This window comes from Aquabacterium sp., from assembly GCF_016234775.1.
In the GTDB taxonomy this organism is placed as follows: Bacteria; Pseudomonadota; Gammaproteobacteria; order Burkholderiales; family Burkholderiaceae_C; genus Aquabacterium.
In genome coordinates this window covers 242,528-261,163 of the sequence record NZ_JACRAH010000001.1, presented here as the reverse complement: position 1 = coordinate 261,163, position 18,636 = coordinate 242,528, and the positions used below count along the sequence as shown (strand labels likewise).

General features: G+C 60.7%; 18 protein-coding genes and 1 pseudogene. 6 read left to right on the top strand and 13 right to left on the bottom strand.

Features of this window, described 5'->3' with window-relative positions:
* Nucleotides 1–86: 86 nt before the first annotated feature.
* From icd to hemN, 3 genes are all read right to left on the bottom strand, one after another.
* Nucleotides 87–1,340 carry an NADP-dependent isocitrate dehydrogenase gene (gene icd / locus HY836_RS01190; RefSeq protein ID WP_290672658.1) on the bottom strand — a complete coding sequence of 418 codons (1,254 nt, stop codon included), beginning with the start codon at nt 1,338–1,340 and terminating at the stop codon, nt 87–89.
* A gap of 155 nt (nt 1,341–1,495) precedes the next feature.
* Complete coding sequence (locus tag HY836_RS01185; RefSeq protein WP_290672655.1) at nt 1,496–2,338, bottom strand: sulfite exporter TauE/SafE family protein; 843 nt, start codon at nt 2,336–2,338, stop codon at nt 1,496–1,498.
* Between the two features lie 24 nt (nt 2,339–2,362).
* The gene (gene hemN / locus HY836_RS01180) at nt 2,363–3,787 is read right to left on the bottom strand and encodes an oxygen-independent coproporphyrinogen III oxidase (protein WP_290672652.1); all 1,425 of its coding nucleotides are present in this window, start codon (nt 3,785–3,787) and stop codon (nt 2,363–2,365) included.
* A gap of 196 nt (nt 3,788–3,983) precedes the next feature.
* Between hemN and fnr the strand changes: the two genes are divergently transcribed.
* Nucleotides 3,984–4,700, top strand: coding sequence for a fumarate/nitrate reduction transcriptional regulator Fnr (gene fnr / locus HY836_RS01175; RefSeq protein WP_290672649.1), 717 nt, complete (start codon nt 3,984–3,986; stop codon nt 4,698–4,700).
* 53 nt (nt 4,701–4,753) lie between these two features.
* Here the strand turns inward: fnr and HY836_RS01170 are convergent, their stop codons facing one another.
* From HY836_RS01170 to HY836_RS01130, 9 genes and pseudogenes are all read right to left on the bottom strand, one after another.
* On the bottom strand, nt 4,754–5,041 hold the full coding sequence (locus tag HY836_RS01170) for a hypothetical protein (RefSeq protein WP_290672646.1): 288 nt from the start codon (nt 5,039–5,041) through the stop codon (nt 4,754–4,756).
* 106 nt (nt 5,042–5,147) lie between these two features.
* A complete protein-coding gene (locus HY836_RS01165) occupies nt 5,148–5,405 on the bottom strand; it encodes a nitrogen fixation protein FixH (RefSeq protein ID WP_290672643.1) in 258 nt (85 codons plus the stop codon).
* A 17-nt stretch (nt 5,406–5,422) separates the two neighbouring features.
* The gene (ccoG, locus tag HY836_RS01160; protein ID WP_290672640.1) at nt 5,423–6,904 is read right to left on the bottom strand and encodes a cytochrome c oxidase accessory protein CcoG; all 1,482 of its coding nucleotides are present in this window, start codon (nt 6,902–6,904) and stop codon (nt 5,423–5,425) included.
* A 135-nt stretch (nt 6,905–7,039) separates the two neighbouring features.
* Nucleotides 7,040–7,975 carry a cytochrome-c oxidase, cbb3-type subunit III gene (gene ccoP / locus HY836_RS01155; RefSeq protein ID WP_290672637.1) on the bottom strand — a complete coding sequence of 312 codons (936 nt, stop codon included), beginning with the start codon at nt 7,973–7,975 and terminating at the stop codon, nt 7,040–7,042.
* A gap of 14 nt (nt 7,976–7,989) precedes the next feature.
* Nucleotides 7,990–8,127: a cbb3-type cytochrome c oxidase subunit 3 gene (locus HY836_RS01150; protein WP_290644976.1), complete on the bottom strand. Its 138-nt coding sequence runs from the start codon at nt 8,125–8,127 to the stop codon at nt 7,990–7,992.
* A 12-nt stretch (nt 8,128–8,139) separates the two neighbouring features.
* The gene (gene ccoO / locus HY836_RS01145; RefSeq protein ID WP_290672635.1) at nt 8,140–8,769 is read right to left on the bottom strand and encodes a cytochrome-c oxidase, cbb3-type subunit II; all 630 of its coding nucleotides are present in this window, start codon (nt 8,767–8,769) and stop codon (nt 8,140–8,142) included.
* 13 nt (nt 8,770–8,782) lie between these two features.
* Nucleotides 8,783–10,240 carry a cytochrome-c oxidase, cbb3-type subunit I gene (gene ccoN, locus HY836_RS01140; RefSeq protein WP_290672634.1) on the bottom strand — a complete coding sequence of 486 codons (1,458 nt, stop codon included), beginning with the start codon at nt 10,238–10,240 and terminating at the stop codon, nt 8,783–8,785.
* Between the two features lie 90 nt (nt 10,241–10,330).
* A pseudogene (gene ccoS / locus HY836_RS01135) lies at nt 10,331–10,465 on the bottom strand (cbb3-type cytochrome oxidase assembly protein CcoS); the annotation flags it as partial.
* 14 nt (nt 10,466–10,479) lie between these two features.
* Entirely contained in the window at nt 10,480–12,876 is a 2,397-nt protein-coding gene (locus HY836_RS01130) for a cation-translocating P-type ATPase (RefSeq protein WP_290672628.1), read from the bottom strand.
* A 116-nt stretch (nt 12,877–12,992) separates the two neighbouring features.
* Between HY836_RS01130 and HY836_RS01125 the strand changes: the two genes are divergently transcribed.
* Nucleotides 12,993–13,490, top strand: coding sequence for a DUF192 domain-containing protein (locus tag HY836_RS01125; RefSeq protein ID WP_290672625.1), 498 nt, complete (start codon nt 12,993–12,995; stop codon nt 13,488–13,490).
* A 30-nt stretch (nt 13,491–13,520) separates the two neighbouring features.
* Here the strand turns inward: HY836_RS01125 and HY836_RS01120 are convergent, their stop codons facing one another.
* The gene (locus tag HY836_RS01120) at nt 13,521–14,456 is read right to left on the bottom strand and encodes a patatin-like phospholipase family protein (RefSeq protein WP_290672622.1); all 936 of its coding nucleotides are present in this window, start codon (nt 14,454–14,456) and stop codon (nt 13,521–13,523) included.
* Nucleotides 14,457–14,562: 106 nt separating this feature from the next.
* On the opposite strand from HY836_RS01120, the gene HY836_RS01115 reads away from it, so the two are divergent.
* The 4 genes from HY836_RS01115 (at nt 14,563) to HY836_RS01100 (ending at nt 18,594) form a co-directional block, all read left to right on the top strand.
* Nucleotides 14,563–15,342: a sulfite exporter TauE/SafE family protein gene (locus HY836_RS01115; RefSeq protein WP_290672619.1), complete on the top strand. Its 780-nt coding sequence runs from the start codon at nt 14,563–14,565 to the stop codon at nt 15,340–15,342.
* A 98-nt stretch (nt 15,343–15,440) separates the two neighbouring features.
* Complete coding sequence (locus HY836_RS01110) at nt 15,441–17,150, top strand: nitrite/sulfite reductase (RefSeq protein ID WP_290672617.1); 1,710 nt, start codon at nt 15,441–15,443, stop codon at nt 17,148–17,150.
* 29 nt (nt 17,151–17,179) lie between these two features.
* Nucleotides 17,180–17,686 carry a DUF934 domain-containing protein gene (locus tag HY836_RS01105; RefSeq protein ID WP_290672615.1) on the top strand — a complete coding sequence of 169 codons (507 nt, stop codon included), beginning with the start codon at nt 17,180–17,182 and terminating at the stop codon, nt 17,684–17,686.
* A 26-nt stretch (nt 17,687–17,712) separates the two neighbouring features.
* Nucleotides 17,713–18,594, top strand: a complete 882-nt coding sequence (locus HY836_RS01100; RefSeq protein WP_290672612.1) for a phosphoadenylyl-sulfate reductase — start codon at nt 17,713–17,715, stop codon at nt 18,592–18,594.
* The last annotated feature ends 42 nt before the right edge of the window (nt 18,595–18,636 follow it).

Sequence of the window (18,636 nt, the reverse complement as noted above, 5' to 3'; positions counted from 1 at the left end):
ACCGCCATTCATTGTTTCAATGAATGGCGCACAAAAAAGCCCGCTCATCGAGCGGGCTTTTTTACTTCAACAGCCAGATCACGCTGTCACATGTTGTCAATCAACACTTGACCAAAGCCAGAGCACGACACCTGCGTCGCGCCATCCATCAATCGGGCGAAGTCATAAGTGACCTTCTTGCCTTGGATGGCCTTGTTCATGGCGCTGATGATCATGTCGGCAGCCTCAAACCAGCCCATGTGGCGCAGCATCATTTCGGCCGACAGGATCTCGGAACCGGGGTTCACATAGTCCTTGCCAGCATACTTGGGCGCCGTGCCGTGCGTGGCTTCAAACATGGCCACCGAGTCAGAAAGATTAGCGCCAGGGGCGATACCGATGCCGCCCACCTGCGCAGCCAGCGCATCCGAGATGTAATCGCCATTGAGGTTCAGGGTGGCAATCACGCTGTACTCGGCGGGACGCAGCAAAATCTGCTGCAGGAACGCGTCAGCGATCGCATCCTTGACGACGATGTCCTTGCCCGTCTTGGGGTTCTTGAACTTGCACCATGGGCCGCCATCCATCAGCTCGGCACCGAACTCGTTCTGAGCCAGCGCGTAGCCCCAGTCACGGAAGCCACCTTCGGTGTACTTCATGATGTTGCCCTTGTGCACGATGGTCACGCTGGGCTTGTCATTGTCGATGGCGTATTGCAAGGCCTTGCGAACCAGGCGCTCGGTGCCTTCCTTGGATACCGGCTTGATGCCGATACCCGAGGTTTCAGGGAAGCGGATCTTCTTGACGCCGAACTCGGTCTGCAGGAACGCAATCAGCTTCTTGGCCTTGTCGCTCTGCGCTTCGAACTCGATACCGGCGTAAATGTCTTCCGAGTTCTCACGGAAGATCACCATATCGATCTTTTCTGGCTCTTTCACCGGAGAAGGCACACCCTTGAAATACACGACGGGGCGCAGGCAGACATACAGATCCAGTTCCTGGCGCAGCGCGACGTTCAAGGAGCGGATGCCGCCGCCGACGGGCGTGGTCAACGGGCCCTTGATGGACACAACGTAGTCCTTCAGTACGCCCAGCGTTTCTTCAGGCAGCCACACATCGGGGCCATAAACGCGGGTGGACTTTTCACCGGCGTAGATCTCCATCCAGTGGATCTGGCGCTGACCGCCATAGGACTTGGCGACGGCCGCATCGACCACCTTGATCATCACCGGGGTGATATCAAAGCCGGTGCCGTCACCTTCAATATAGGGAATGATGGGGTTGTTGGGGACGTTGAGCGAAAAGTCCGGGTTCACCGTGATCTTCTGCCCGCCCTCGGGCACTTTGATGTGCTGATACATGTTTTGGTCTCCGCGTTTGGCGTTTCCGTAAAAAACGTTGCCATGGATATCGGCAGCGTGAAAAAGAATTCTACGCGAGCAGATTCAATCAGCACGCAATAAGACCAGGGGATTACCGGTATAGGTTGCCATTTAGCCTCGCCCACGAGGCCATATCAGGCACACCAGGCCCGCCATTGATCCATGACCTGGTGGTAGAGCGCCCAGGCGGACATGCCCACCAGCATGAGTCCGGACAGACGCACAGCCCACCGGGGATCGATCAAGGCAGATGATGCCACCCACTGCGCCCGCTCCGACGCGCCCGAGCAAGCCGCCGAGCCATTGCCACCGCGCTCCGACTTGAGCCACAGCACAGGCGCCAACTCGCTTTGAGACGTAGCGACGGGTGCTGGAGCACCCGCGCCAACCGCGGCAGGAGAACGCCATGCGGACAGCCATCTCAACACGGCGGGCGCGCCCCACACACCCAATGCACCAGGGAGAGCGAAAGCCAACATCACCATCGCACCGCCCACCGGGTCCGGCGCCAATGCCGCCACCATGACGGAGGCATACAACAAGCCACAAGGCAACAGGGCCCACGCCATACCAGCCACCAGTGGCCAGACCGCACGCAGCTTGCCCCCCTCACTGAATAGTGCGCTGCCGCTCAGCCGGGCGCGCACATCGCGATAAACCTGTTGCCCCAGGCCATCGAGCTGACGGGGTATGCCGCCCGTGACCAGCAGCAAGATCCCCAGCACCAGAACCAGAGCTTGAGCCAGCATCCACAGCGGCTGCAAAAACGAGAACTGACGCCCCCATTGGGCGGCCGCGCCAAAACTGGCCGCGGCCACGGCGCCCAGCAACGCATACCCCAGACACCTGCCTGCCAGGCTGATCAAGGGAACGCCACGGGGAAGAAGTGCGGCACAGGCCGCACCACACATGGCGGCACAGTGCGGTATACCGCCAAGGCCCATCAGGAAAGCGGTCAGCATCAAGCTGGACAGCATGCCCAGCTCCTTTCATGCCAGCGGTCAGATGATGCGCGAGAAGCGCTCGACCTTCTTGTCGGCCTGGAGGTGCCTGTCAAACACCATCGCAATGGCACGCACGAAATACCAACCAAGGGCGGTAACCCGAACACCATCAGACTCCAGCTGCACCAACCCCGACTCCACGAGCGGCTCCAACTGGCGCAGTTCAGTGGCGAAGTATTGCCTGAAATCGATCAGGTAAGCGAGTTCTATCGATTCGATATCAACGCGCCCCTGGCACATGACGGCCATGATGACGGCACGGCGCACCAAGTCATCGCGGGACAGCATCAAGCCCCGCACGATCGGGAATTCGCGCCGGCGCAGCGAGTCGTAATACTCATCCAGCGTCTTGGCGTTCTGGCAATAATGCGCTCCAACGCGGCCGATGGCGGACACACCCAGCCCAATCAGGTCACTGTCCGGATGGGTGCTGTAACCCTGGAAGTTGCGATGCAGGCGCCCTTGCCTGCGCGCCACAGCCAAGCTGTCGTGATGCAAGGCAAAGTGATCCATGCCGATGTAGTCATAGCCCGACCCACCGAAGTGGTTGATGGCCATCGACAGCATGCCGATCTTGTCCTCGGCCTTGGGCAGCGCGGACGCGTCAATGCGACGCTGCGGCTTGAAGCGCTGCGGCAAGTGCGCATAGGCGTACAGCGCGATGCGATCCGGCTTGAGGCTCGACACCTGCGTGAGCGTGCGCTGGAAGCTCTCCAAGGATTGCTTGGGCAAGCCATAGATCAGATCCATGTTGATGGATTCGAAGCCTTCGGCGCGCGCCGCCTGCATCAACTCCGCCACTTGCTCGAACGGTTGCACACGGTGCACAGCCTGTTGAACATGGGGATCGAAATCCTGCACACCGAAGCTCAGGCGATTGAATCCCATGGCGGCCAGGCGCTTGAGGCGCCCTGCATCGATGGTCCTGGGGTCGATTTCAATCGAATACTCGCCACCTGGCACGAAGCGAAAGGCAGATTGCAGGGTGGTGAGCAGCCCCTCCAGTTCGTCATCGGACAGGAAAGTAGGGCTGCCGCCGCCAAAGTGCAACTGCGACACGGCCTGACCTCGCCCGAGCTGGGCCACGGTCATGTCGATTTCCGTGCGCAAGGCCTCCAGGTACTCGGCTGCGCGCTCATGATGCTTGGTAATGACCTTGTTGCAGGCGCAGTAATAGCAGACCGACTCGCAAAAAGGAATGTGGACATAAATCGACAGCGGCGTGGCGGCGCCACCAACGGCGCCACCGCCTTCAACGCGCTGTTGCAGCGCCTGCACATACTGGGAGGGCCCGTAGGCCTCCACGAAACGGTCGGCCGTCGGATAGGAGGTATAGCGCGGCCCGCTAACATCCAGACGAGTCAGGATCTCTCCGGAAATAACAGGAGCAGCATGATTTGATAGCAGGACCGATTCACTCATGCGAGGGACTGTGCCAAACTGTCGCCTTATTGGGTTGATCTGGCTCAAGGTCTAGAACGGGGAAGCAGCAACAATCGGGCAACCTTTGAGGTTCCTCATGCTGAACAGTACTTTTCCGATTACAGACGTGTCTGCCGCAGATTCGACCGCTCATTCTCACTCTCACAGCGACCATTGCGGTACGTCTGGCTGTTCCATGAAATACGACACCTTCAAAGTCGCCTGTTCCAGCTGCAATCTGCGCGAACTGTGCCTGCCCGTGGGGCTGTCTGCACCTCAACTGTCCCACCTGGATTCACTGGTTGCCACCCGCAAAACGGTCAAGCGCGGCGATGCGCTTTTTCATACAGGCGACCCCTTCCGCTCCGTTTATGCCGTGCGCACTGGATTCTTCAAGACGCGTGTATCGTCGGAAGATGGCCGCGATCAGGTCACGGGCTTCCAGATGGCAGGTGAGTTGTTGGGCCTGGACGGCATCAGCACCGACCGCCACGCCTGCGACGCCATTGCATTGGAAGATTCGCAAGTTTGCGTGATCCCTTATTCGCAACTGGAAGACCTGTCCCGCGAGTTCTCGGATCTCCAGCATCAGTTCCACAAGATCATGAGCCGCGAGATTGTGCGCGACCATGGCGTGATGCTGCTCCTGGGGAGCATGCGCGCCGAAGAGCGCCTGGCGGCCTTCCTGCTGAACCTGACGCAACGCCTGCATGCACGAGGCTTCTCGGCGTCAGCACTGGTGCTGCGCATGACCCGCGAGGAAATTGGCAGTTACCTGGGCCTGAAGCTGGAAACGGTGAGCCGCACCTTCTCCAAATTTCAGGAAGATGGTCTGCTGGAGGTCAAACAACGCGACATTCGCATCACGGATGAGGCCGGCCTGAAAGCATTGGTCAACAGCGTGCGCTGCTGATCAGCAAGCACCAACTGAAAGAACAAAGGCCCGTTTCAACGGGCCTTTTTCATTCACGCATGATTGTGGACATGCTGGCGACGTGCGTGGCGGCGCGCTCTGCGCTGCTCGACACCGGAGTCCGATGTTTTCATCATCCAGTGGCTCAGGAGCGATGACAGCGTCACCAACCCCCAGAACACGAAGAACGCCAGACTGTAGGTCGTCTGGGCATCTGGTTGCCATTGCCCGATCCTCAACAAGGTGGGATCCACCCAGGAGAAGACCACCATCTCAAGGACGCCGGCGATCAGAAAGGCCGGCCACAGGATCTGGGCTGCGTGTAGGACGCGCTGTGTCATTCGGTTCTCCTTCGTTGAACTGGGACACAGATCACATATTCCTACTCCGGGTGCACAAAGGATCGAGGACTAACCCCTAAATGCGGGGGTAGCCCACCTAGGGGAATCACCGATCTGCAGGTTCGCGTGCCGGCTCGGCCGAGTGATTACGCGCCTTGACGGCCGGTGCTTGCGAAGGCGTTTTCACCTGACCTGCAGACGTATCCAGCACGGGATCGACGTGCTTGATGGCCAATGATGCCGTGTAGAAAGAGGCCACGACGACTGCAGCAGGCCCTGCCACGACCATCCAGACGATGGGGTAGCGCCACCAGGGCTTGGATTGCTCGCCCTGACCAGGCTGCTTGTTTTCAGATGAGGACATGACTGCTCCTGCGCCCTTCATCGAGGGACCATGAATGTTGATTTTTCGCGAACGTGCACTTGGGGCTGATCGCCTTGACGAATCTGCTCGACCACCACGGTCATCGGGAAGGCACCCGACCCCATCCGCGCCGCCACCTCTGGCGGCACCTTGACGGAAATGGGCACCCAACGCGCTTCGGCCGGGCCCAGAACCAGATCTTCACCGCCCTTGACCAGCGATTGACTCAACTGCTCGACACCCACACGGTACTTCTGAACGGATTCGCTGGCGTTCATCAACTGGATTCGATAGACGTTCTCAACGTACCCTTCATCGACGATGCGCGCGAGAGATCCGCGATCGCGAACAATGTCAACTCGGAACGGCGGTCGCGAATACAGGCTCGACGCAAAGACGCCCAGAACAATAAAAAGGATTGCCGTATAGATCAGCACGCGAGGACGGGTGACCCGCGCCCACATTTCCTTGCTCCCCCAACCGTTGTCCATCGAGTTGAGCGTGGCATAACGGATCAGACCGCGGGGCGCGCCCATCTTGTCCATGACCGAATCACAAACGTCGATACAAGCGGCACATCCTATACATTCGTACTGCAGGCCCTTGCGGATATCGATGCCGGTTGGGCAAACCTGTACGCACAGTGTGCAGTCCACGCAATCGCCCTGCCCCTTCGACTGCGCGTCCGTCTTGCGTGAGCGAGAACCGCGAGGCTCGCCTCGCTTGGCGTCATAAGAGATGATCAGCGTGTCTCGGTCAAACATGGCACTCTGAAAGCGCGCATACGGGCACATGTATTTGCAAACCTGCTCGCGCATGAAGCCCGCATTGCCATAGGTTGCGAAACCGTAGAAGAACACCCAGAAGACTTCCCAGGGGCCCATGCCAAAGGAGACGACTTCTGCGGCCAGGACCCGAATCGGCGTGAAATACCCTACGAAGGTATAGCCCGTCCACAAGGCCAGCGTGATCCAGGCACCGTGTTTGGCCAACTTGCGCCAGAGCTTGTCGACCGTCCAGGGCGACTTGTCCATCTTCATGCGCTTGGCACGGTTGCCCTCGATCTTGTTCTCGATCCACATGAACATTTCCGTGTAGACCGTTTGAGGGCAGGCATATCCACACCACAGCCGCCCCGCCACTGTCGTGAACAGGAACAGGCCATACGCGGAAATCACCAGCAGCGCAGTGAGGTAGATGAAGTCCTGCGGATACAGGACCAGATTGAACATGTAAAAGCGGCGAACACTCAGGTCAAACAGAACGGCCTGGCGGTCATTCCACATCAACCAGGGCGTGCCATAAAACACGATCTGGGTGATCCAGATGAGTGCGTAACGCCAGTTGGCGAACCAGCCGGCCACTTCTCGCGCGTAGATTTTCTCGCTCTTTTTGTAGAGCGACACCACCTCCTCCCGGCGCGCCTGTGCGGCCGCAGGGTCGGGCTGAATAGGGATGACGCGCTTGGGATCAGGGGGGCTTGTGCTGGTGTCAGTCATGGCGCAAATGGAAAAAGCGGTGGACCCGATGAATACCCTATAGGGTATCAAAATCAGAGATCCACCGCTTGACTTTAGAGCCCCACTTGACAGATATCAAGCTATTGAGGGGCTCCTTGCACGGTCTTGCAGCTCTTATTGAGCGGCAGCCGTCTGTGTTGTGTGAGAAAGGCTCCACACGTAGGAGGCGACCAGCTTGATCTGATCTTCCGACAGGCGTGTATCCTGAGCCGGCATGACGTTGAGCTTGCCCTTGTTGACCATGCTCATGATGGCTTCTTCGCCGAAGCCATGCAGCCAGATCTTGTCGGTCAGGTTGGGCGCGCCAATAGCCTGGTTGCCCTTGCCGTCCGCGCCGTGACAGGCCGCACAAGCCTGCTTGAACTTGGCCTTGCCCAGCTCCGCAGAGATCGAGTTGTGGCCAGCACCAGACAGGCTCAGAACATAGTTCGCCACCTGACGCACTTCCTCAGGGGTACCGACCGCAGCGGACATCACAGGCATCTGACCACGACGACCATGCGTGACGGTCTCGATGATCTTCTCGGGCGAACCGCCATGCAGCCAATCACCGTCGGTCAGGTTCGGGAAGCCCTTGTTGCCCTTGGCATCGGAGCCGTGACAGGCCGCGCAGTTGTTCAGGAACAGGCGCTCTCCGATGGCGTGAGCCTTAGGGTCGCGAGCCAGGTCTTCCACCGAAGCGTTCTTGAACGCGGCGAAGATCTTGTCTTGCTCAACCTTGGCCTTGGCCATTTCGGCTTCCAGCTGCCCCTTGGAACTCCAGCCCAGCGTACCCTTGTTGTCGCCCAGACCGGGATACAAGGCCAGGTAACCACCAGCAAAGGCCAAGGTGATGATGAACAGGAACAGCCACCAGCGAGGCAACGGGTTGTTCAACTCGCGCAAGTCGCCATCCCAGATGTGACCTGTCGTCTTGTCGACATTGCCTTGTGCGTCATAGATGACCTTGTGCTTGGCTGCACCGATCAGAACGATGGCGCAGTAAACGAGACCAAACACCACGATCGCGATGACGTACCACGACCATCCATTGTTAATGAAGTCGCTCATATCTGAGCCTCCAGTCAATCTTCTGCGAGGGGCAGGCGGCCTGCCTCCTCGAACTGGGCCTTGTTGCCGCGCTTGAAAGCCCAAGCAACAATGCCCACGAAAACGCACAGACACACAACGGTGAAAATGCTTCTCACGACAATGATGTCCATGTGCGTCGCTCCTTATTTGACAGCTGTACCCAGCACCTGCAGGTAGGCAATCACGGCATCAAGCTCGGTCTTGTCCTTGACTTCGTCGGCAGCGCCGGCGATATCTGCATCGCTGTAAGGCACACCCACCGTGCGCAGCGCCTTCATGCGAGGCGCCATGCCGGCAGGGTCAACCTTGTTCTGTTCCAGCCAGGGGTAGGCAGGCATGTTCGACTCGGGCACCACATCACGTGGGTTGCGCAAGTGCGCAACGTGCCATTCGTCGGAGTACTTGCCGCCCACACGATGGAGGTCAGGACCGGTACGCTTGGAGCCCCATTGGAAGGGGTGGTCGTACACGAACTCGCCAGCCATGGAGTAGTGCCCGTAGCGCAGGGTCTCTGCACGGAAGGGACGGATCATCTGCGAGTGGCAGTTGTAGCAGCCTTCGCGGAGGTAGACATCACGACCTGCCAGTTGCAGTGAGGTGTAGGGCTTCAGACCAGGCACGGGTTCGGTCGTGCTGTGCTGGAAGAACAGCGGAACGATTTCGACCAGTGCCCCGAAGAGCACCACGAACAGCGTCAGCACGATCATCAGCGTGTTGCTGGTCTCGATCTTCTCGTGCGAGAAGAACTTCACTTTGTGGTTGTTGTCAGCCATGTTGTTCTCCTTATCAGGCGTGAGCAGGCTGAGGGATAACCGCATCGACGGCGCGACCAGAGATCGCGGTCATCACGGTGTTCCACAGCATCAGGATCATGCCGCCCAGGTACAGCAGACCACCGGCCACGCGGATCACGTAGAACGGATAGGTTGCCTTCACGCTTTCCACAAAGGTGTAGACCAAGGTACCGTCAGGGTTCACAGCGCGCCACATCAGGCCTTGCATCACACCGGCAATCCACATTGCAGCGATGTAGAGCACGATGCCGATGGTCGCAGCCCAGAAGTGCAGCGAGATGGCGGGAACGGAGTACATCGTGGTACGACCGAACATGCGGGGAATCAGGTAGTACAACGAACCCATCGAGATCAGACCCACCCAGCCCAAGGCCCCGGAGTGCACGTGGCCGACAGTCCAGTCGGTGTAGTGCGACAGCGAGTTCACGGTCTTGATGGACATCATCGGACCTTCGAAGGTAGACATGCCGTAGAACGACAGGGCCACGATCAGGAACTTCAGGATGGCGTCGTCACGCAGCTTGTACCAGGCACCCGACAGGGTCATGATGCCGTTGATCATGCCGCCCCAGGAAGGTGCCAGCAGAATCAGCGAGAACACCATGCCGACGGATTGGGTCCAGTCAGGCAGCGCGGTGTAGTGCAGGTGGTGAGGACCCGCCCACATGTAGGTGAAGATCAGCGCCCAGAAGTGCACGATCGACAGGCGATACGAGTAAACGGGCATGCCGGCTTGCTTGGGAATGTAGTAATACATCATGCCCAGGAAGGCGGCAGTCAGGAAGAAGCCCACTGCATTGTGCCCGTACCACCACTGGATCATGGCGTCCTGCACGCCGGCGTAGGCAGAGTAGGAGTGAGGTTGCAGGACGCTGGCCAGCAGACCGTCGCTGGACATCACGGGAATGGCCACGCTGTTCACGATGTGCAGCAGGGCCACGGCAATGATGAAGGAGCCGAAGAACCAGTTCGCCACATAGATGTGACGGATCTTGCGTGTGCCGACGGTCCCGAAGAACACAACGGCGTAGGCCACCCAGACCAGCGTGATCAGCAGGTCAATTGGCCACTCCAGTTCGGCGTACTCTTTGCCGGAGGTCAGACCCAGCGGCAAGGTGACGACGGCCAGCAGGATCACCAGATTCCACCCGATCAGGGTGAACGTGGCGAGCGGCCCGGCGAACAGGCGCGTCTGGCAGGTGCGTTGCACGACGTGGTAGGACGTCGCAAACAGGGTGCAGCCCCCAAAAGCAAAAATCACCGCATTGGTATGCAGTGGACGCAGCCGACCGTAGGTCAGCCATGGGATGCCGAAATTCAGCTCCGGCCATGCCAACTGGGACGCGATGAGGACACCGACGGCCATGCCAACTACGCCGTAAACCACGGCGCAAATGGCAAAAGCCCGGACAACTCCATCGTTGTACGTGGCAGAGTGGGTGGTTGCCATCTCTTTTTCTCCTTTGTTACAGACTAAATTGTGAGGGCAAACCTCTGGTTATTCTTGATGAGGCTCAACGTTGCCCCCATCTGTTTGCCCTTCGGGCTGCAATATGCGCAGACCTTCTTGTTCGATGTCCTCAAACTGTCCACTGTTGACGGCCCAGCCCAGCACAGCCAGTACAGCCAGCACCAGCAAAACGGACACGGGGATGAGGACGTAGAGGATTTCCATGTTGTGTACCCGCCTCAAGCGCGGAAGGCGCCGAGTCTAAGCGCATTCAGGACCACACCCAGTGAACTGAGTGCCATGCCCAACCCCGCCAACCAGGGAGGCAGCAGCCCCATCAGGGCCAGAGGAATGCAACTGATGTTGTAAAACGCGGCCCAGGCCAGGTTCTGCTTGACGATGCGCATCGCACGCCTGGCGGTTTCCACGGCGAGCGGCACCCCCAGCAGGCGCCCGCCCAGCACGATCAGATCCGCCTGAGATTGCGCCAGTGCCGCGCCCTGGTCAAGCGCGATCGAGACATCGGCCTTGGCCAGCACGGGGGCATCGTTGATGCCATCCCCCACCACGGCGACGCGGTGCCCCTGGGACTGCACTTGCGCAATCACCTGAAGCTTGTCTTCGGGCGTGGCGTGGGCCTTGGCGATCACGATTTCACCATGCGCACTCAAATGTTGCGCTGCAGCAACTACCCGACTTTCCTGATCGCCAGACAACAGGGCGGACTGGCATCCCAGGGCCGTCAGTCGCTTTATGGCGGGGCCGGCTTCGGGGCGGAACGTCTCGTCAAATACGAAGCCCGTCACACTGCGCGCATCAAAACCACCCTGCTCTGCCCGGGCTGCGAGCCACACACGTGCCTCGTCGGCCTGCGACGCCCAATGATCGATATCTGCACTCGCCCCTTCCAGCACCCAGTGTCGCGAACCCAGGCGCCAGGCCCGGCCGTCCTGGTCTCGAGCCTCCACGCCCTTGCCTGCGTGCTCGCGCACATCCAGCCACGACTGTCCCTGCCATCCGCCCGCATCCTGCGCCGCCTTCACCAGGGACTTTGACAAGGGATGCTGAGAATGGGATGCCAGTGCCGCGGCCATCTGCCAGCGCGAGGCCCACTGGCTTGACAAGCCCGAAGACAGTTCGTGCGCGCCCTGCTCCGTGACCAGCCCCACGACGCGCAACTCGCCTTCGGTGAGCGTGCCGGTCTTGTCAAAATAGATGCGATCAACGTGGGCCAGCGCCTCCAGCGCATCCAGACGCCGCACCAGCAGACCTTGTTTGGCCATGGCTCCGGCCGCTGTCAGCAAGGCAGAAGGGGCCGCCAACGACAAGGCACATGGGCAGGTCACGACGAGCACCGACACCGCCACCCAGACCGAACGGGCGGGGTCGATGAACTGCCAGGCCACGGCCGAACCGGCCGCCAGCACCAGCACGCCCCACAAGAACGGCCCCGCGATGCGGTCCGCCTGACGCATCCAGCCCGGCTTTTCGGTCATGGCCTGCTGCACGAGCGACACGATTTGCTGGTAGCGGGTATCCGGCCCCAATCGCTCAACGGTCATCCAGACGGGTGCACCCAGGTTCATGCTGCCGGCCACGACCATCTGCCCGACCTGCCTGGGCATGGCTCGCGACTCGCCAGTCAACATCGCTTCATCGACCTCGGTTTTGCCCACCAGGATCTGGCCGTCAGCCGGGAAAACCTGCCCGACCGCCACGCGAACGCGATCGCCGTGCTTGAGGGAAGAGATGGGGATGGACTCGGTCTGGGCGGCGGTGATGTCTGCCGATGCCGCGTCAGACGCGACCACCCGATCGACCGCCTCAGGCAGACGAACCAGGAGCGACTCCAGCGATTGGGTGACTTTTTCTCGGGCACGGCTTTCCAGCCAGCGCCCACCCAGCAGGAAGGTGACGAACATGGTCAGCGAGTCGAAATACACCTCGTGACCGAAGATCGCGTGCCCGCCGAAACTGGCGGCCGTGCTGGTGATGAAGGTCGCGGCGATGCCCAGGGCAACAGGCGTGTCCATCGAGATGTGGCCCTGCCGAGCCGCGCGCCACGCGCCGGAAAAGAAGGGCCCGCACGAGAAGAACATGACCGGCAGGCTGAGCACCCAACCAGCCCAGTTCATCAGATTCCACAGATCCCTGGGAATGGCGTCCGGCCCGGCCACGTACTGCATGGTCGTGACCATCATGATCTGCATCATGCAAAAGGCGGCCACGGACAGACGCCAGAGCAATTTGCGGCGCTCCAGCAGGCGCTCGTTACCCGCCCTCGCTGCCGCATCTGGCCAGGCCCGATAGCCAGCCCGTTGAACGGCGCTCACGATGTCGGACAGTTTCGTGCGTGCAGGGTCCAGCAGGATGCGCGCGCGCTGTGACGCTGCCTGAACCTGTACCTCCTTCACACCCGGCACACGCAGGATGGCGTCTTCGATCGTGATCGAGCAGGCCGCGCAGTACATGCCCGACAAGCCCAAGCCGATGCGGCGCATGCTGCTGCCCGCGGGCATCTCGACGATGCACTGAGACAGCAAGGCAGGATCATCCAACCCCGCCACCTGCGCAGACGTCAGCGGCTCCAGAGGCGTTGCCACAGGATTGGTGAGTTGGGAGGGCGCAGGGTTCATCGGGCTCGCTGATACAGTCGGGCTGCCATATGGGGTCACCCTGACGGGGTCTGGGGCGACACAGGCGGGCAATCTACACGAAAATTTACGGGTTTACCCCAACAAGGATCAACGCAATGTCTCGGATTGTGTTTCAAGTTGCCGGCATTCCAGCCTTGAAAGCGGTTTTTGGCGCGATCAGCTTGTGCATCGCAGCAACAAGCCTGAGCGCCAGCGCCTGGGCCCAGGATCGCGCCCAGCACCTCCCGACCGTGCAACTGGGTGCGGGTATGCACAACATCAAGGCAGAAGTGGCTCAGACCCCTCAGGAGCACGAGATTGGCCTGATGCACCGCACGAGCATGGGCGCCAATGAGGGCATGATCTTCATCTTCGACCGTCCTGGCAAACAGTGCTTCTGGATGAAGAACACGCTCATCCCGCTGTCCGTCGCCTTTGTGGCCGACGATGGCACGGTGGTGAACGTGGATGAGATGAAGCCGCAAACGCTGGACCCACACTGCTCGACCAAACCGGTGCGCTTCGTGCTGGAAATGAACACGGGCTGGTTTGCCAAACGCGCCATCAAGGATGGTTTCAAGCTCACGGGCGCGCCTTTCGGTACGCCTCGCTGAGCCTGGGCACCGCACTCGCGGCGCCTCGGATCAACGGGTCTTGGCGGCGATGCGCTCCTTCAACTGGGGCATCACCATCAGGGCGGCTTCACGCCCTGCCAGGATGGACAGTCGGCGTGCGCTGAATTCGGCGCTGCCGATGCCCTCCAGTTTGGGACGCATCACGACATCGGCGTCCTGCAACTCGAACTGGCTGATGGCATGCCCCATGATGTTGAAGGTCTGCAGGAGGATGTCCACGGCGCCCTTCGTAGGCTGCCCTTCGGGAATGGCCGAGATGTCCACCGCGATCACGACGTCGGCGCCCATCTGCTTGGCGTAACGAACCGGGATGGGCGACACGGCACCGCCGTCAATGTACTCACGCCCGCCAATCTTGACGGGCTCGAACACGCCTGGAACCGAGCTGGACGCCCGCACCGCCATGCCTGGGTCGCCTCGGCGAAACAGGATAGGCTGCCCGTTTTGCAGGTCTGCGGCGACGATGCCCAGTGGCAAACGCATGCTCTCGATCTGCTTGCCCCCCGTCAGGCTGCGCACGAATTTGGCCAGCGCCTCACCTTTTAATAGAGATCGCCCGGGGAATACCCAGTCGGTGATGGAGGACTCGTCCAGCGTCATGGCCATCGTGGTCAACTCGGCCGGGGTCTTGCCTGAGGCGTAGAGCGCAGCGACCACACTACCCGCCGAGGTGCCGACGATCAGATCGGGCTTGATGCCCTGCTCTTCCAGCACCTGCAACACGCCAATGTGGGCAAAACCACGCGCGGCACCACCGCCCAGCGCCAACCCGATCTTCGGGGGCCGTGGCGCGGGCTTGGGCGTCACGGCGATGGACGCCACAGGCGGTGGAGGAGGCGTCACGGGCGCCTGGAAAACGCTGCAGGCACTCAACGTCAACGCTGCGCCCAGTGCGGCGTACCTCTTGAGCCCTCTATATTCCACAAAGGAATAAACAACTTCCAAAACTGTTCTTTTCATTTATATAAAAGTTTTCTACATTTCAACCTCCTTCAAACTGCCCGCCATGCTCTTGCTGCTTGCGGGCGCGTTCAGAAAGCTGAAGCGTTTAATGAATTTCGATTGGACGGCTGTTGCTGCCGGGGCCGGCGTGGGCTCGATTGTGGGGCTGACCGGCGTGGGTGGCGGCTCTTTGATGACGCCGCTGCTGATTTCGGTCTTTGGTCTCGACAAAGCGGTGGCCATTGGCACCGACCTGTGGTTTGCCGGTCTGACCAAGGTGTCAGGCTCCGTCGCGCACCATCGCGAAGGCCATGTCGACTATCACATCGTCAAAAAGCTCCTGCTGGGCAGCATTCCCGCCACCATCCTCACGCTGTTTGCCATGCATCAGTTCGGGATCCACAAGAGTGGCGACAGTGCCCTGGCCTACGCTTTGGGCATCGCCTTGCTGCTGACCGCCGTGACCGTGGCGTTTCGTCCGGTCTGGTACAAGGTCGGCATCTGGCTGGAGCGCTGGATCACCCGCGAGCGCCGCGGCCCGCTGACGGTGCTGTGTGGCGCCATTCTGGGCGTGCTGGTGTCCTTGAGCTCCATCGGTGCTGGTGCACTGGGCGCCACCATGATCCTGCTGCTCTACCCTCGCCTGGACATGAAACGCCTGGTTGGCAGTGACATCGCGCATGCGGTGCCTCTGACCATCGTCGCCGGCTTAGGCCACGCGTCGCTGGGCAACGTCAACTGGGTGCTGCTGGTCGAATTGTTGATCGGCTCCATCCCCGCAATCTGGGTGGCCGCCAAGCTGACCAAGCATTTGCCTGAGACAATCACGCGTTTTGCGCTTTGCGCCTGCCTGGTCCTTGCTGCCAAGAAGGTTTTGCTGACCGCTTGATCCACAAACAGAACCGCCGCCGCACAGTTCACCCCTCGGGGTGACGTGCCAGGCAGATTTGACACATCGACACCCTGCTTGAGTGCGGGAGACTTGCCATGTATCAGTACACCGAATTTGACAAACAGTTCGTCCGCCAGCGTGCGGCCCAGTTCCGCGACCAGCTGGAGCGCAACCTGGCTGGCAAGCTGGGCGATGACGAGTTCCGCCCACTGCGCCTGCAAAACGGCTGGTATGTGCAACGCCATGCGCCCATGCTGCGCGTGGCCGTGCCTTACGGCGAGATGTCGAGCAAGCAGATCCGCCAGCTGGCGAAGATCGCCCGCGAGTACGACCGCGGCTACGCCCACTTCACGACGCGCCAGAACGTTCAGTACAACTGGATTCCGCTGGCCAAGAGCGCCGATGTGATGGACCTGCTGGCTGAAGTCAACATGCACGGCATCCAGACGTCGGGCAACTGCATCCGCAACATCACGGCAGACGCGATGGTGGGTGTCGCTGAAGATGAGATCATCGACGCACGCCCCTATTGCGAAGTGCTGCGCCAATGGTCCACGCTGCACCCCGAGTTCGCCTTCTTGCCCCGCAAGTTCAAGATCGCGGTGAGTGGCGCCAAGGAAGACCGCGCTGCCATCTACTGGCACGACATTGGCCTGCAACTGGTCAAGGACGACGAAGGCGAAGTTGGCTTCAAGGTGATCGTGGGCGGTGGCATGGGCCGCACGCCCATCACTGGCACGGTGATCAACAGCTTCGTGCCCTGGCAGCAGATCCTGGTCTACATCGAAGCCATCGTGCGCGTGTACAACCGCTACGGCCGCCGCGACAACATGTACAAGGCCCGGATCAAGATTCTGGTCAAGGCAGAAGGCCAGAAGTTCTTCGACCAGGTCAACCAGGAGTTCAGCAACATCCTGACGCGTGACGTCGACGGTGCGGCCCACATCATCCCGCAGGCCGAGTTCGACCGCGTGAACGTGGGCTTCGGTTTCCCCGAGGCGGTCAAGGCTTTCATGCCTGACGGCAATGGCCTGCCTGCCGATGCGTCCGACGCCGACAAGACCCAGTTCGGCAAGTGGTTGGAACGCAATGTGAAGGGCCACAAGGTACAGGGCTACAAGAACGTGCACCTGTCGGTCAAGCGTGTGGGCCAGGCGCCTGGTGACGTGACCGACGCCCAGATGGACGCCATCGCCGACATGGCCGATCAGTTCAGCTGCGGCGAACTGCGCGTGACACACGACCAGAACGTGTTGCTGCCCTTTGTGCGCGAAGACCAGCTGTTTGCCCTGTGGCAAGCCGCCAAGGCCGCCACGCTGGCCTCGGCCAACCTGGGCCTGCTCAGCGACATGATCGCTTGCCCAGGTGGTGACTTCTGCGCCCTGGCCAACGCCCGCTCCATCCCCATCGCCAATGACCTGATCGAGCGCTACCAGGATCTGGACGAGCTCTACGACATCGGCGACATCGACCTGCACATCTCCGGGTGCATCAACTCCTGCGGCCACCACCACACGGGCCACATCGGCATCCTGGGCGTGGACAAGGACGGCAGCGAGTGGTATCAGGTCACCCTGGGTGGCTCCGATGGCTCGGATCACGCGCCCACCAGCGTGGCCGGCAAGGTGATCGGCCCCTCGTTTGCGGCCGATGAAGTCACGGATGTGATCGAAGCCGTGATCGAGACCTACAAGGGCCAACGTGCTGCCAACGAGAAGTTCGTTGACACCGTCAAGCGCATTGGCATCGACCCGTTCAAGGCCGCAGCGAACGCCGTTCGCCGTTCCACGGCCAAGGCAGCCTGATCGGGCGTGATGCACGGAGAAAGAACACCATGAAATTCATCGATACCCATCACGACCAGTGGCACACCGTGGGCGGCGAAGACGGCCCCATGTCTCACCCGCCAATCAAGAGCTACAGCCTGCTGACGCTGGGCCAGTGGCATGCCGTGCGCGAACAGTGGCCCGCACAAGGCTCTACTGATTACAAGCCGGTTGGCGTGATCCTGCCCAATGACACCGACATCGAAGTGCTGGAAGCCGATGCGGCCAAGCTGTCGCTGGTGGTGCTGCAGTTCCCCAAGTGGGTGGACGGCCGCGCCTACAGCCAGGCCCACATCCTGCGCGCCCGCTATCGCTTTGGTGGCGAGATCCGTGCCACCGGCGAAGTGCTGGTGGACATGATGCCCCTGATGGCGCGCTCCGGTTTTGACGCCGTGGTGCTGCGCGCCGACCAGGAGCGGGCCGCTGCGGAACGTGCTCTGGGCTTCTTTGCGGCCCGTGGACACTACCAGGGCGACATCCAGGCGACCAAGCCCGTTTTTGGTCGTGCGGCCTGAGCCCGCATCTCAAGGAGTGAGCTGACATGAGCGAATCCTCTTCTCTGGGCGACGTCTCGTCGCTGATCGGTGGCCCGGCACCCGCCGGTTCGGCCATCGCGCTGTATAACAGCCCCAGCCCGACCTACGCCGACAAGGTGCACGCCACGATTGAATTGCTCAAGGCTGCGGCCATCGAGCACGACGGCAAGGTCGTGCAGGCGACCAGCCTGGGCGTGGAAGACATGATCGTGACCGATCTGATCGCCCGCTATCGCCTGCCGATCGCCATTGGCACGCTGGAAACGGGCGCATTGAACCCCGAGACCGCTTCGCTGATCGGCACGATCGAGACGCACTATGCCGACATGGGCATCCACGTCGAGGTGTACAAGCCGGTTAAAGAGGCCGTGATCGAGTTCGTGCAGAAGAATGGCGAGAAGGCCATGTACGAAAGCATCGACCTGCGCAAGGCCTGCTGCGGCATCCGCAAGCTGGAGCCCTTGAGCCGCATGCTGGCCGAGCGCACAGCCTGGATCACCGGCCTGCGCCGCGAACAGTCCAACAACCGTGGCGACATGGCCGCGCGCGAACAGGACGACAAGGGCCGCGCCAAGTTCAACCCCATGATCGACTGGACCTGGGGCGATGTGTGGCACTACGTATCCGTCAACCACGTGCCCTACAACCCGCTGCACGACCAGTTCATGCCCAGCATCGGTTGTGCGCCTTGCACGCGTGCCATCGCCGTGGGTGAGGACTTCCGCGCCGGCCGCTGGTGGTGGGAAGATGAAAGCAAAAAGGAATGCGGCTTGCACGTCAAGTCGCATTCCAGCGCCGAGACTTCGGCGCCAGGATCGCGCAGCGAGACTGTTCCTTTTGCTTCGGCGCAGGCTCACATCGGCAACGCCGATGTGAAGGGTGCGTAAGCACCCGGGCCGGAGCCAAAAGGCACGCGCGATCAGATTTCG